The following is a 15,793-nucleotide window of genomic DNA, read 5'->3' on the forward strand; positions in this document are numbered from 1 at the left end:
ACGACTACTTCTTTTTCTTCATCTTGCCATTGGCAGTAACCTCAAAAGAGCCCCAATCCCAAGTTCCTTCACCTTTTCCCACTGGCTCTACAGTGATATTTTCCGACTTGATGGTATCCGTGGCAAATTCACCACCATTGGCTCCACCATCTACATCTTCGAGAATCACTTTCAGTCGTTTCTCTTTATGAACCCAGTCGATGGCGCCATCCATGCTCTTTTCCTTGGTAACATAATCACCCTTGCTGTCGGTATAAGCTGAGTCCATTCGATAACTTCCTTCATTACCATAGTCCTCCACCACTACCGCCTTGATGCCCTTGATAGGGGTGCCATCTTCGGCAGTAACATTACCTTTAGCATGAAAAGAACTAGTTGGAGAGCCATACAAACAAGGTTCATCTTTTCCAAACTCACTACCGCAAGAAGAGAATCCCAGCAGCGACAAGAGTGTGGCTGCCAAAGCATTGTACCAATGCAAAAACTTCACTTTCATAATCTCCCTATTTATTAATTATACTTCTACCAAGGAAACGCAGTAGAAGGAAAATATCCCCTCTGTGATGGGGATATTTAACCTTTTTTATCCGTTCTAAAGAGCATTTTATCTACCCAGCAGGATTTTCTTGATGTCGTTGAGCTTATTGAGAGCCTCAACTGGCGTGAGATTGTTCACATCCAAGCCAAGTATCTCATCCCTTATCTGGCTCAATACAGGGTCATCCAATTGGAAGAAACTCAGCTGCACACCCTCTTTATGTTCGTCCAGATGCTGCACGTTCGGCTTACCGGCACCTCCAACTCCAGCATTGTCCTGCTCCAACTGCTTCAGGATATCGTTGGCACGGTTCACGATGCTGCGAGGCATTCCGGCAATCTCTGCCACATGAATACCGAAGGAGTGCTCGCTGCCACCCGGCTCCAGCTTGCGCAGGAAGATAACCTTGCCATCCACCTCCTTCACACTCACGTTGAAGTTCTTGATGCGAGGGAAATTCTTCTCCATCTCGTTCAACTCATGATAATGAGTGGCAAAGAGGGTACGAGCCTGTGCCTTCTTGTGCTCATGCAGATACTCCACGATAGCCCAGGCGATGCTGATGCCATCGTAGGTGGATGTTCCACGACCCAACTCATCGAATAGCACCAGGGAGCGTGGCGACACATTATTTAATATATTGGCTGCCTCCGTCATCTCCACCATAAAGGTTGATTCACCCAACGAGATGTTATCGCTGGCTCCCACACGGGTGAATATCTTATCCACCAGACCCACCCTTGCACTCTCGGCAGGAACAAAGCAGCCCACCTGAGCCAGCAGCACGATGAGCGCCGTCTGACGGAGCAAGGCAGATTTACCCGCCATGTTAGGACCGGTAATCATCATCACCTGCTGCTTCTCGGTGTCGAGTAACACATCGTTTGGCACGTATCGCTCGCCCAGCGGCAACTGGGTTTCAATCACAGGATGGCGGCCCTGCTTGATATCCAGTATCTGCGAATCATCAATAACCGGGCGCACATAGCGGTTCTCATCCGAAGCCTTGGCAAAAGAGAGGAGACAGTCCATGCGGGCGATGAGGTTGGCATTGATCTGAATCTGAGGGATATACTCCTGCATGGCAGCAATCAACTCATTGAAGAGTCGTGCCTCCAGAATCAGGATTTTCTCATCGGCACCGAGAATCTTCTCCTCGTATTCCTTGAGTTCCTGAGTAATATATCGCTCGGCCTGCGCCAAGGTCTGCTTGCGGATCCACTCCTCAGGCACCTTGTCCTTGAAGGTGTTGCGCACTTCCAGATAATAACCGAATACATTATTATATCCTACCTTCAGACTGCTGATGCCCGTCTTCTCGATCTCCCTCTCCTGAATCTTCAGAAGATAATCCTTGCCATGACGGCTGATGGAACGCAGATCGTCGAGTTCAGCATTATACCCATCGGCTATCACATCACCCTTGTTGACAAGCTGAGGCGGATCAGGCTGAATCTCCCTAGCGATACGGTCCTTCAGGGTTTCGCATACGTTGAGCTGCTCTCCCACTCGCTTCAGGGCATCGTTCTTGGCATGCTGGCAAGCCACCTTGATAGGCTGGATGGCTTCGAGTGCATTCTTCAGCTGCACCACCTCGCGAGGCGATACTCTGCCCACGGCCACCTTGGAGATGATACGCTCCAGGTCGCCGATGCGATGCAGCTGGTCGTCGAGAAGCTGACGGAACTCCGGCTCCTTGAAGAAATACTCCACGATGTCGAGGCGCTCATTGATAGGACGCACATCCTTCAGTGGGAACACCAGCCAGCGGCGGAGCATTCGTCCGCCCATTGCCGTTACAGTCTTGTCGATGACGTTGAGCAGAGACAGACCATCGTCCTGCATCGGAGCCACCAGCTCCAGACTTCGGATGGTGAATCGGTCCATGCGCACGAACTTATCCTCTTCGATGCGCGAAAGCGCCGTGATATGATTGATTTGTGTATGCTGGGTAATCTCCAGATACTGCATGATGGCACCGCTGGCGATGACACCATTCTTGAGATGTTCCACACCGAAGCCTTTCAACGACTTGGTCTTGAAATGTCCCAGGAGTTTCTGCATCGCCGTCTGCTCGGTGAAAACCCAGTCGTCGAGTTCGAAAGTGCAGTATTTGGTACCGAAGTATTTCTCGAAATCATTCTTTCGGGCACGGTCGTAGAGCACCTCTTTCGGCATGAAGTTACCCATCAGTTTCTCTACATAATCATAGGTTCCCTCGCCGGTGAGGAATTCACCGGTTGAAATATCGAGGAAGCTTACGCCGCAGGAAGTCTTACCGAAGTGGATGGCAGCCAGAAAGTTATTCTCCTTGTAGTTGAGCACGTTGTCGCCCATCGCCACACCCGGGGTAACGAGTTCGGTAATACCGCGCTTCACCATCTTGTCCATCTGGCTCAATCCCTTCTTGCCCTTGATTTCCAGGCGTTTCTTCTTCGGGTCTTCCAGCTGGTCGCATACGGCAACTCGCTTTCCTGCCCTGATGAGTTTAGGCAGGTAAGTATCGAGTGCATGATGAGGGAATCCAGCCATCTCGATGCTACCCGTAGCCCCACCGTTGTTTCTTCGGGTCAGGGTGATGCCGAGAATATGGGAAGCCTCCACCGCATCTTCGCAGTAAGTTTCGTAGAAGTCGCCACAACGGAAAAGCAGCAAAGCCTCGGGATGCTTGGATTTCATCTCGAAGAATTGTCGCATCATCGGCGTAAGACCTTTGTTATCGTTTGCCATTATCTTAATTATCTTATGTTTGCCTTTATATTTTGTTAGACTTGCAAAAATAAGAAAAAAAGGGGGAATCAACAAAGGATTTAATCTATTTTTAAACTTTTCCCCCATAAAACAGAAAAAGTGCTCCCTTGCATCCCTGCAAGAAGAGCACTTATCGATGAATTACATGAATACACAAGTGTGTAAATATCTTATTTCTTAGCTTTAATTACGAAGCTGAAGCAGCGGTCCTGATAGTGCATGCGGTACTTCTCCATTGGCGAAGAACCCCAACTGTCAATACAACCCAGACCAAACTGGCGCTGCTGGATGTGCAACTGCACGAGACCCTTTTCTACCAGGTCGCCGCTGTGCTGTCCCCAGGCATGCTCCTTCTCGATACCTGCATCCAAATCCTCTACCAGATAAGGGATGGCGCTGCACTCCATAGGAGCATAGCCCTCGAAGGTGATACCCTTACCGATGGTTGGGTTGAAGATAGAGAAGTAGCGGATGTCTGTATGGTTACCGCTCTCCTGCGGACGGACGTATGGATAATACTCGTCCTTCACGTTAGCCTCATACTTTCCGATAAAAGCAGAAGAGTGACGGTCGATGTAGTTCTCCTCCGGACCTCTGCCATAGTACTCCAACTTAGAGAAAGAAGCAGGCATCTGCAACTGCATACCGTAGCGGAACAGATCAGCTACCTTTGCCTCCTTGTCTGTTGTCATCTTCTCGGTAACAGCCACTTCACCAGCCGCATTGATACGGTAGCGGAGCATCAGTTCAGCCTTCACCTCAGGCATCTCGAAGTTGGCAGTCAGCACTACGCTGTCCTTGCTCTCACTCTTGTCGAATGACTTCAGGTTCATCTGAGGGTTCTTCCAGACTCTCATCTTCTTCTGGAGAGAAGCACCGTAGTCATTGTCGGTAGGAGCACGCCAGAACTCAGGAGTCATGCTCTCACGGAACTTCAACATTGGTTCGCCATCCACATCGAGGTAATCAATCATACCGGTCTTCTTGCCGATGGTAACCGACATTCTCTCTGCAGAAACCTTCACATAGCTGTTGGTCTCCTCAACCTCAATCTTGCTGCCGGTGTTGGCAGGAGCATCCACTTTGTCGAACTCATATCCGTTGAGCACAATCTGCTGGCGAGCCATCACCTGCCCCTTGTCAACCAGCGGCTGGCTTCCATCGCTTGCAAAGGCAAAGTTGATGGTGATTTCCTCTGTAGCGTGCTCAGCCTCAGCTTTTTCGATGGCACTCTTCAGCGCCTCGCTCTTTACCAGCTTGGTTGCCTGTGGAGCAATGCCCTTGGTATCAGGAATCGCAATGGTAGTCAACTTCACGCCGTTGGCAAAGAGGGTAGCAGTCAGGTTCAAGTCATCAATGTTCTTGAAGAAATTCTCGTTATAGACATTGAAAGAACCGTTCTCTGCATCAAAATCCTTGATCCAGACGTTCTGGAGAACATACTGAATTTCATACGCATGAGGATTCAGACGGCGGTTAGGAGCGATGATACCATTGCAGTTGAAGTTGTAGTCACTGCCCGGATAGCGTCCGTAGTCGCCACCATAGGTAAAGATTTCCTTGCCGGTGACAGGACTCTTGTCGCGCAGACCCTGGTCAACGAAGTCCCAGATGTAACCACCCTGGTACTTAGGATACTTGCGGATCAGGTCCCAATACTCCTTGAAACCACCCTCAGAGTTACCCATGGCGTGGGCATACTCACACTGGATATATGGCTTGGTACCGTTGCTCTTGCAATAGCTCTCGCTTTCCTCGTAACCGATGTACATCGGACAGTAGATATCTGTCTTGCTGTCGTATCCGCCACGTTCATATTGTGCAGGGCGGGTCTTATCGCACGCCTTCACCCAGTCGTAAGCCTTCTCGAAGTTGACGCCGTATCCGCACTCATTACCCAGACTCCATACGATGACGGAAGGATGATTGATGAGCGGCTTCACATTGCCCTCGTTGCGCTCGATGTGAGGCAATATGTATTCAGGGAACTTGGCGAGCGACTTCTCTTCATATCCCATACCATGAGATTCGAGATTTGCCTCAGCGGTGATATAGATACCGTATTCATCACAAAGGTCATACCAGCGAGGATCACATGGATAGTGGCTGGTACGAACGGCGTTGATGTTCAACTGCTTCATGATTTTGATGTCCTGAATCATGCGCTCCAGGCTCACCACGTAGCCACCGTCCGGATCCATCTCGTGGCGGTCGGCACCCTTCACCAGCACAGGCTGTCCGTTAACGAGCAGCTGTGCGTTCTTGATTTCCACGTTGCGGAATCCCACCTTTTGCGGAATCACCTCAGCGGCGCCCTGCTTGTTCTTCAGGGTGATATATGCCTTATATAAATAAGGAGTCTCAGCCGTCCAGGCATTTACCTTTGGCACCTTGATGACGCCCTGTGCACCTGTAGCCTGTGCAATCTGCTTGCCATCCTTATCACACAAGGTGATGGCAACGTCTGTCTTTCCTCCCTTCAAGGAAACCTTGTAGTTCAACACACCATCCTGGTAGTTGTTTTCCAAAGCAGCGTTCAGACGGATGTCAGCAGCATGCAGTTTCGGACGCGCATAGAGATACACCTCACGGGCGATACCCGTTAATCGCCAGAAGTCCTGGTCCTCGAAATAAGAACCATCGCACCATCGCATTACCTGCATGGCAATAAGGTTCTTTCCCGGCTTGAGATATTTAGAGATGTTGAACTCGGCAGCCACCTTGCTGTCCTCGCTGTATCCCACGTACTTGCCGTTCACCCAGAGAGTCAGGTTACTGGTGGCAGAACCCACGTGGAAATACACATCCTTCCCCTTCCAGTCCTTAGGAAGCTCGAACGTACGGCGATAAGAACCCGTATAGTTGTTGAGCTCGCTGATGTAAGGAGGGTTCGGGTCAAACTGAGTTGCCCAGGCATATCCGATGTTCTTATAGGTAGCATCACCATATCCGTTCAACTCAAACAAACCAGGCACAGGGAAATCCTTCCACTGTGAGTCATCATACTTCAGAGCAAAGAAGTTGGCAGGACGCTTGTTGTGGTCCTTCACGAAATTAAACTTCCACATACCTTCCATGGAAAGGTAGTTGGCCGACTTCTTCTTATCAAAACTCTGCGCCTTCTCCAAATTCTCGAATGCGAAGAAATTGGCACGTCGAGGCTCTCGGTTCTGCTGATTGATGTTCACATTCTGCCAGCGAGACTCACTCTGAGCCAGCGCCCCACTGCTCATCGAAAGCATGGCAAGGCAAAGTGATACATTTGCGATGGTTCTGATATTCATATTCCTAATCAGTTATTGATATTACTTCTTAACTCCTTTAACTTCTTAATTCAATTATTTGTGGAAATACTGAGTTCCCTCTACTGATGTGAACTTCTTCTGATTATCCTTGCGCATTTCGAGGTTGAGGTTGCTCCACCAAGATGGCCATCCACCAACGATATTGCAGAGATAAACGAACTTCACTGGATGCAGACCCTTAGCCAAAGCTACAGCATTGTCGCTGTTGGTACCAGCCTTTACGGCACCCTCATTGTTGATCACGAGTTTGTTGTCAATCCAAACCTGCTCCATGCGGGAAGAGAGATAGTAAACACCATCCTCAGGAACATTGATGAATCCCTCAGCAATCGCACCATAGTTGTTGGCACCACGCAGGGTAGCAGCATCATCTGGCTGGCTCACCTTCATCTTGTTCAGGTTGGTAACAGTACCGCAGTCCTGCCACTCAGCATCAGCAAAATCCAACTGGTTTACCTTCAAATAATTACCCTTGATACGGCGCAGCTGCAAGCCAGCCTTGGTATCGCTTACATTCACAGCAGGAGCATAGTTCTGCTTCTCTACGTCGATGGTTCTCACCTTGCTCATCTTTCCAGAAGGCAATGCAGTAGCAATCTTGATGGTCATGTTGCCGCTCACCTTGATAGGCTCGGTATAGACAGCAGAAGCTGGAGTTGGAGTAGTACCATCCAAGGTATAGACCATCTTCACCGGACGTGAAGTCTGGAAGGTAACTACGGTATCCTTTGTAATCACTACCTTGTCGCAAGAACCGTATGGCTGCTCAGGCAATGGGATATGATAACGTACGTGGCGCTCATCCAGGCGGACACTGTTGGCATCTACACGACGGGCGAAGTCTGTGAAGTTCTTCTTCTTGGCTGGTGACCATGCAATCTCAGCGAGAGCGAGAGAGCGAGGATACATCTGATACTCCATCTTGGCATTGGTGTACATATACTCCGACCAGTTGTTGCACTGCACACCGAGGATATGCTTCTCCAGTCCCAGAGACTTGATGGTATCAGGCACAGGCTCATAGTTATATGTTCTAGAGAGATAAGCAGGAGCACTAGGAATAGTAACCGGCTCAATCTTGTAGTCGCCCTGATAATGGTCGAGATACAAACCGCCGCTACCAGGAGTCATGATTACGTCATGCTTCTGCAAAGCAGCCGAAATACCTCCAGATGTACCACGCCAAGACATCACGGTAGCCTCAGGACTCAAACCACCTTCGAGGATTTCATCCCAGCCGATGATCTTTCTGCCGTACTTAGCCAGCATCTTTTCCATGCGCTTGATCACGTAGCTCTGGAGTCTTTCCTCAGCAGAGTGCTTGCCGTCAGCCTGCAAGCCTTCAGCCTCGATGCGCTTCTGGCAGGCAGGACAGTTCTTCCAGCTGGTCTTAGGGCACTCGTCGCCACCGATGTGGAAATACTTGCCAGGGAAGAGAGGCACCACCTCGCGAACGATATCCTCCAAGAAGCGGAACATATCTTCCTTACCCGGACACATCACGATATCCTCAACACCCCAAACCATTCTAGGAGTCCACTGCTCACCCTTGCAGGAGAGAGATGGATAAGCAGCGATTGCTGCCATCATGTGGCCAGGAAGGTCGATTTCAGGAATCACGGTGATGTAGCGCTTGGCTGCATAATCCACGATGTCCTTGATTTCCTCCTGTGTATAGAAACCGCCATAGGTAGAACCGTCACCCTGGAGGCGATAGCCGCCGATGGAAGTCAGCTCAGGATATTTCTTGATTTCGATACGCCAGCCCTGGTCCTCAGTGAGGTGGAAGTGCATGGTGTTTACCTTGAACATAGACATGATGTCGAGCTGCTTCTTCACGTTTTCTACGGTGATAAAGTGACGGCATGGATCGAGATGGAAGCCACGGTAGCCGAAGCGAGGAGCATCCTGGATGTCACAGCACTGAGCCACCCACTTCACGCCACTCACCTTGGTAGCGCTCTCCACCTGTGCAGGCAAGAGCTGCATGAAGCTCTGCATACCATAGAAAGCACCCTTTCCGGTCTTTGCCTTGATTACTACGCCCTTGCTGGTAACTGTAAGGCGATAGCCTTCCTCAGCCATCTTCATGGAAGGAGAAATCTGGATAGAGATATTTCCCTTCTTTCCGCCTACGGTTACATCATAGCCGGTAGATGCCTTCAGCTTATCAGCCATATACTCTGCGATGTTCTTGCCATCCGCAGTCTGATAAGAGATCACTACCTTTTGAGGCAATACAAACTCACCCTTCTGCACCTGTGTTTTCACTGGCACAGGGATAATATTAATATCTGCAGCTACAGCCTGAGTTGAGACTCCCCCCAACATCGCTGCGCAAGCTGCCAACGAACCTAAGAATTTGTTGATTTTCTTCATATAAAGTTGAATATTGTGTTAGTTGCAATGATTGCCTCCCAGCTTTTTTGCGGCTGGAAGGCAAAGTAGATATATATTAATGTTAGTTAGAAACCTCGATAATAATATCTTTTATTTTTAGTTGAATACTTAATAAAATATTTTATTTTGCAAAGATACGTCTTTTATTAATTAGTTCCATCATTTTTAGGTTAATAAATCTAAAAGGCTTTTATTTTTTTAGTTTATTGACAAGAAGCGGCTATTAATAAGTGTCGTTTTTACCATTATATCAATCAGTTATGGCTACATAGGGTTTATCTGTTGCTGAAATGATTGCAGATAAAATCACTCTTATGTCTCTATATATAAATAGGTATAATACTAAATCACGAAGCTCCGAAGAGGAAATTTGCAAAAAAATAGCCCCAATTAAGTTTTATTAACTCGCAAATCATTGTACCAAACTTAAAAAAGAGTATCTTTGCAACAAAAAAATTTTAGTTATGGCTAAAGACATAATAAAATATATTAAGAACATCAACCGAAAACCTTCTGTTCCTAGACGACTACTAGAGCAGTTCATAGCAAAGGGTGCTTCTACCATACCTGAATTATCAAAGGGTATAGGGGTGAGCCTCCCGACAACGACGAACGCTCTGAATGAACTGATGGGACAGGGACTTGTCAGGGAGATCGGAAAGAAAGCCGATTCCGCTGGCCGAATCCCGATGGTTTACGACCTGGAGCCTACCGCAGGTTACTTTGTTGGTGTGAACCCGGAAATGGACTGCCTCGCTTTGGCAGTGAGCGACTTCTGCGGCAATCTGATCACAGAGAAGCAGAAAGTTCCTTATGTGTATGAGAATACGCCTGAGAGCCTTGCCGAGATGGGAAAGATTATTAATGTCTTTATCGACAATCTACCTATTAAAAGAGAAGAAATCCTGGAAGTTTGCGTGAACGTAGCAGAACGCGTGAGGCCTCTGGAAGGAAGAGCTTACAACATGTTCACGTTCCTGGAAGATCCTCTGGCTGAGAAGCTCACAGAGCTGTTGGAACTTCCAACCTGCATCGAGAACGATTCCCGCAGTATGACCTACGGAGAGTTTATCAAAGGATGCTGTAAAGGTAAGAAAGATGTCATCTTCGTCAACGTATGCTGGGGTTTGGGCATCGGAATCATCATCGACGGCAAGCTGTACTACGGCAAGTCGGGATATTCTGGAGAGTTCGGTCACATGACTGCCTACAACAACAACATCATCTGCCATTGCGGCAAGATCGGCTGCGTGGAGACAGAAGTATCGGGCAGAGCGCTCAAGAGAAAACTAACGGAGAATATCCTGGCAGGCAAGCCATCCATTCTCTCAGACAAGGTACTCAAGCAGAAAGAGGAGCTCACGCTGGAAGACATCATGGATGCCATCGCTAAGGAAGATGTACTGAGCCTCGCCACCCTGCAACACATCGCAGATGAGTTGGGCAAGCAACTGGCAGGCATCATCAATATATTCAACCCAGAGATGCTGGTCATCGGCGGAGAAATGTCTGTCACAGGCGATTATCTCACCCTGCCAGTGAACATGGGAATCAAGAAGTATTCGCTCAACGTCATGAACGAAGATTCACAAATCGTCACTTCTGAGCTGAAAGACCAGGCCGGTGTCATCGGAGCGTGTCTGATAGCTCGACAGAAGTTGCTTACAATATAAAACCTATCACGACTAGCGGCATCTGCATCGTCTTAGGCGGCGCGAATAGGTGCCCATATATCAACATTATCCGCTGCATTCTAGCTTTTAGCTTGATGACAAAAAATGCAAATATTACTACACCTATATGAGAACAATTTAAAATGACCTATGACACAAAGGGGCAAATTGTAGTTTGCAGCAAATCTGAGTTCAATGTTACTTCCTTGTAAGGGGGTAATGATACGAATTACAAGGGGGGGGTGCGCCAACCGATGGCGCACCCTCTTTCTAAAGACAACAACAAAGCTAAAGATAAATAGCTGACGATCATATAAACTACTCAAGAAGAAGTAGTAGCTGACAATAATAAATGATATAAAAAACCATAAACAATAATATCCTATGAACAAAAGAGCAAATTTGTATTTTGCAGCGCTCTTGGGTGCTATGTCACCACTAAGCACTGTCACTGCATTGGCAGCTCAGAGCAATTCAGCAATTGCAACCGCTACCCAGCAGCAAAACTCATGTAAAGGTACTGTAAAGGACGCTTCTGGCGAGCCTATCATTGGTGCTACCATCCGTATCGATGGCAAGACCGGCGGTACTGTGACCGACCTTGATGGTAACTTCGTCCTTAACAATTTGACTAAGGGCGCTAAGCTCACTATTACTTACGTAGGTTACAAGGCCCAGACAATCACTTGGAACGGAACTCCATTAGACATCACTTTGCAAGACGACGCCAACGTACTCGAGGAGACTGTAGTCATCGGTTACGGTACAGTAAAGAAGGCAGACTTGGCAGGTTCTGTTGCTGTGATGGAAGGCAAGAGCTTCAAGGATCAGCCGGTTGCACGTGTTGAGGATGCCCTCAACGGTCGTATGTCTGGTGTACAGGTTATGTCTAGCGGCGTACCTGGTGGTTCTATGAAGATTCGTGTTCGTGGTGCCAGCTCAGTAAACAAGAGCAACGACCCTCTCTACGTAGTAGATGGTATCGTTCGCGAGACAGGTCTTGAGGGTATCAGCCCTGAGGATATCCAGAGCATTCAGGTATTGAAGGATGCTTCTTCTACCGCTATCTATGGTGCCCGCGGTGCCAATGGTGTTGTGATGGTACAGACCAAGAGCGGTAAGGCAGGTGCACCCCAGGTTACCTTCGATGGCAGCTTCGGTTTCTCTAACGCTTACAACATCCCAGAGGTAATGGGTACCAAGCAGTATGCACAGGCTTTGGTTGACCACAAGGGTGTGGCTCAGAGCGCTGTACAGGATTATTTGAATGGTACAAAGCCAGGTATCGACTGGATGGATCAGTTGCTCCAGACAGGTATTACTCAGAACTATAAGGTTGCCTTGTCACAGGGTAACGAGAAGACACAGACTTACTTCTCTGCCAACCTGATGGATCAGAAAGGTGTAATCGTTGACACCAAGTCTAGACGTTACGCTATCAAGGCAAACATTCATAATAAGGTATTCGACTGGTTGGAGTTGACAGCCGACCTCAACCTTGCTCAGACAGACAACTCTGGTGCTGGCTTCGCCCAGAACCAGTCTAACCCTATCTGGGTAGGTTTGAACTACTCTCCTACCATGGAGATGATGGCTGCCAACGGCAAGTACAACCTGGACCCATACAACAACATCCAGAACAACCCTTACGGTATTCTCCACGACAGCCAGAACGATCGCAAGCGTACTATGGTTACTGGTCACGTTGACTTGAAGTTCAACCTTCTCAAGGGCTTGACCTTCACCACCACCAACGGTATCGACTATAACGATTACAAGTGGTACAGCTTCACATCTACCAAGGTGAACGCAGCAGGTAACAACATGGGCAACAACGATGCTACCGTTACCGCTTTGCAGTCAACCAACAACTTGACTTACAGCAACAAGTGGGGTGATCATGGTTTGACAGCAACAGGTGTATGGGAAGTTACCTCTAACGAGGTTCGCCGCATGGGTATGACTGGTACAGGTATTGCTCACGAGCAGTTGGGTTACTGGAACATTGCAGATGCAGCTTCCAAGACTCCTAGCAACGGTTACAGCAAGTGGACCATGCTTTCAGGTGTAGCTCGCGTTATGTACAACTATGCAGACCGTTATATGCTGACCGGTACCTTCCGTGCGGATGGTTCTAGCCGTTTCACCAACAAGAAGTGGGGTTACTTCCCATCAGCAGCTGCAGCTTGGACCATCTCTAACGAGAAGTTCTGGGAGCCAATCAAGGATGCAGTAGAGTACTTGAAGATCCGTGCCAGCTACGGTATCATCGGTAACCAGGATATCTCTCCATATTCTACTCTCGGTTCATTGGGTACAACCGGTTTCACATACGGTACCAATCAGTCATATACAGGTTACTGGGCAAATGGTCTTGCTACACCAGACTTGACATGGGAGAAGGTTCACCAGTTTGACCTCGGTGTTGACCTCGGTTTCTTCGGCAACCGCTTGAACATCAGCTTAGACTACTTCGACAAGAAGACCAAGGATGCCCTCCTTACCACATCAGCTCCAGGTTACCTGGGTGGCACATCTTACTGGGTAAATGCCGGTGAGGTAAGCAACAAGGGTATCGATGCAACCATCAATGCACAGATTATCCAGACCAAGGACTGGTCATGGTCATCAACCCTGAATGCCAGCTACATCAAGAACGAGGTAACCAAGTTGACAGCAGATTCTCCTATCCTCTATGGTACCAGCCCTTCACCAGGTACTGTTGACCCATGTACCATCATCAAGGAAGGTGAGGCAATCGGTACATTCTACGGCTTCAAGTGGGCTGGTTTGCAGAAGAACGACAAGGGCGAGTGGATTGATACCTATTACACAGCAGACGGCGGAACCACCGCTACTCCAGATGCTTCAAAGGATCGCTTCGTATTAGGCCGTTCAAACCCAGACGTTACCTTGGGATGGAACAACACCGTAAGCTACAAGAACTGGGACTTCAACGTATTCTTCAATGCAGCCTTCGGAGCTAAGCGTTTGAACATGGTACGTTACGCCATGAACTCAATGGTAGGTGCCTCTATGTTCGTAACCGATAAGGATTACTTCAACAACATCGGAATCACCATGCCAACAGTAGGTGCCGAGAACAAGACATATGGTAACTCAGACAAGTGGTTGGAGAATGCAGATTACCTCCGTTGCGAGAATATCAGCATTGCTTATACATTCCCACGCAGCGTGACAAAGATTGCAGACATCCGTCTCTCTCTCTCAGCTCAGAACCTCTTCACCATTACCGGCTATAAGGGTATCGACCCAGCTGGTGCATCATTCAGTGATAATGGTGTTGACCGTGATAACGGTTTGGATATGGGTGCTTACCCTAATCCTCGTACCATCACAATGGGCGTACGTGTAAACTTCTAACTTCAATCATCTAAAAACTGGAATAATTATGAGAACTAGAAAATTATTATATATGGGTTGTCTCATGGCAGCATCCTTGCTTACTTTCTCTTCTTGCGGAGACTTCCTGGATGAGGAACCTAAGGGACAGTTGACCCCAGATAACTTCTTCAATAGCGAAGATGACCTGACAGCAAGTGTTAATGCGCTGTATGACCGAGTAAACCAGACACAGAGCTGGACCAACCCTATGTACCCTCAGTGGCAGGGTGATGATATCACAGCCAACCCAGGTTCTAACAAGCAGGCTTGTGCAGCCCTCGATGCTTTTGCATCTGATGGTGCCAACAAGGGTGTAACTGATGCCTGGAACCAGCACTATTCAGTAATCAAGGCAGCCAACCTGATTACTGAGAGTGCAAGCAAGGCTCCTGTTGCTCAGGATAAGATCAATGTAGCTTTGGGTAATGCACATTTCTGGCGTGCATACGCTTACTACTATCTGGTACGTGTATTTGGTCCAGTGCCATTGATTACCGGTACCGACGTTTCACAGTTGGAGGTTGCTCCATCAAGTGTAGAAAAGGTATATGAACTGATTGTTTCTGACTTGAAGGCTGCTGTAAACGAGCTTCCTACTAAATATGAGAAGGAACCTAGCCGCTTGTTCGGTGTAGATGTCTGGACTACAAAGCAGGCTGCACAGGCTACCCTGTCAGCAGTTTATATGTCTATGGCTGGCTACCCACTCAACAAGGGTACAGAGTACTACAAGCTCGCTGCAGAGCAGGCTAAGTCTGTCATCGACAACAATGGTTCTTACGGTTTCATCCTGAACCCAGAGTGGAAGGATGTTTACTCTATGGGCAACAACTACAACATGGAAACTGTGCTTGGCATCAACAACGACGCTCGTGGTTGGTGGGATCATGACTCTCAGCTTTCTTCCTGCTGCCGTTTCGAAGGTCTCGGCGATGGTGGCTGGGGTGATGCCTGGGGTGAAATCGCATTCTGGAAGAGATTCCCAGAGGGTGCTCGCAAGAATGCTATCTACGCTCCTAAGGTAACATTCCAGGATGGAAACACTATTACTAAGGTTGTAGATTGGTGGGCTCTTAAAGAAGATGGAAAGACACCTGAGGTTGAAGCTTATCACCCAATGTTCTGTATCTTCACCGTTAACTCAGATGAGAATGGCAACATGCTCCGTCAGGCTTATGATTACCTGGCTCCTAACTGGGGTGGAATGGTTAACGACCGTCGTCACAACCTCATCCGTTACTCTGAGATTCTTCTTTGGTATGCTGAGAGCGCAGCTCGCTCTGGTGGCGACTTGGCTAAGGCTAAGGAGTGCCTCCGTCAGGTTCGCAGCCGTGCCGTAAACGATGTTGAGAACGTTACTTTAAGCAATGGTACTACCGTGAAGATTGCCGATATGAATGCAGAGCAGCTGGCTGAGGCTTGCTACATTGAGCACGGATGGGAAGTTGCCGGCAACTGGGTATCTATGGTTACCCGCCGTTCTGACGAGCTTCGTATGAACGAGTTGAAGAAGAACTTCGACTACCGCGTTGCTAATGCTCCTCTCTTTATTGCAAAAGATGCTAAGGGTAAGGACATTACAGCTAAGGAGCAAGTTACAGTTTCTGGTTCTTGGACAGAGGATAGAATTTACTGTCCTTACCCAACAACAGACGTTGAGAAGAACCCTAACCTGAAGAGATAAAAGCTTGCTAGGTTTGTTTATTATAAGAATAACTCAA

General features: G+C 48.2%; 7 protein-coding genes. 3 read left to right on the top strand and 4 right to left on the bottom strand.

Annotated features, from left to right (window positions below):
- Positions 1–4: 4 nt before the first annotated feature.
- The 4 genes from CFT61_RS02910 to CFT61_RS02925 all read right to left on the bottom strand — a co-directional run bounded on the left by CFT61_RS02910 (position 5) and on the right by CFT61_RS02925 (position 8,973).
- The gene (locus tag CFT61_RS02910) at positions 5–496 is read right to left on the bottom strand and encodes a radical SAM-associated putative lipoprotein (RefSeq protein WP_089542992.1); all 492 of its coding nucleotides are present in this window, start codon (positions 494–496) and stop codon (positions 5–7) included.
- Between the two features lie 108 nt (positions 497–604).
- Entirely contained in the window at positions 605–3,268 is a 2,664-nt protein-coding gene (mutS, locus tag CFT61_RS02915) for a DNA mismatch repair protein MutS (RefSeq protein WP_089542993.1), read from the bottom strand.
- A gap of 191 nt (positions 3,269–3,459) precedes the next feature.
- On the bottom strand, positions 3,460–6,573 hold the full coding sequence (locus CFT61_RS02920; RefSeq protein ID WP_176425480.1) for a glycoside hydrolase family 2 TIM barrel-domain containing protein: 3,114 nt from the start codon (positions 6,571–6,573) through the stop codon (positions 3,460–3,462).
- 54 nt (positions 6,574–6,627) lie between these two features.
- Positions 6,628–8,973, bottom strand: a complete 2,346-nt coding sequence (locus tag CFT61_RS02925) for a family 20 glycosylhydrolase (RefSeq protein ID WP_089542994.1) — start codon at positions 8,971–8,973, stop codon at positions 6,628–6,630.
- Positions 8,974–9,458: 485 nt separating this feature from the next.
- Between CFT61_RS02925 and CFT61_RS02930 the strand changes: the two genes are divergently transcribed.
- From CFT61_RS02930 to CFT61_RS02940, 3 genes are all read left to right on the top strand, one after another.
- Entirely contained in the window at positions 9,459–10,667 is a 1,209-nt protein-coding gene (locus CFT61_RS02930; RefSeq protein ID WP_089542995.1) for an ROK family transcriptional regulator, read from the top strand.
- A gap of 384 nt (positions 10,668–11,051) precedes the next feature.
- Entirely contained in the window at positions 11,052–14,051 is a 3,000-nt protein-coding gene (locus CFT61_RS02935; RefSeq protein ID WP_254918830.1) for a SusC/RagA family TonB-linked outer membrane protein, read from the top strand.
- 28 nt (positions 14,052–14,079) lie between these two features.
- Entirely contained in the window at positions 14,080–15,756 is a 1,677-nt protein-coding gene (locus tag CFT61_RS02940; protein ID WP_089542997.1) for a RagB/SusD family nutrient uptake outer membrane protein, read from the top strand.
- Positions 15,757–15,793: the final 37 nt, after the last annotated feature.

This window comes from Segatella copri, assembly GCF_002224675.1.
GTDB classification, from domain to species: domain Bacteria; phylum Bacteroidota; class Bacteroidia; order Bacteroidales; family Bacteroidaceae; genus Prevotella; species Prevotella copri_U.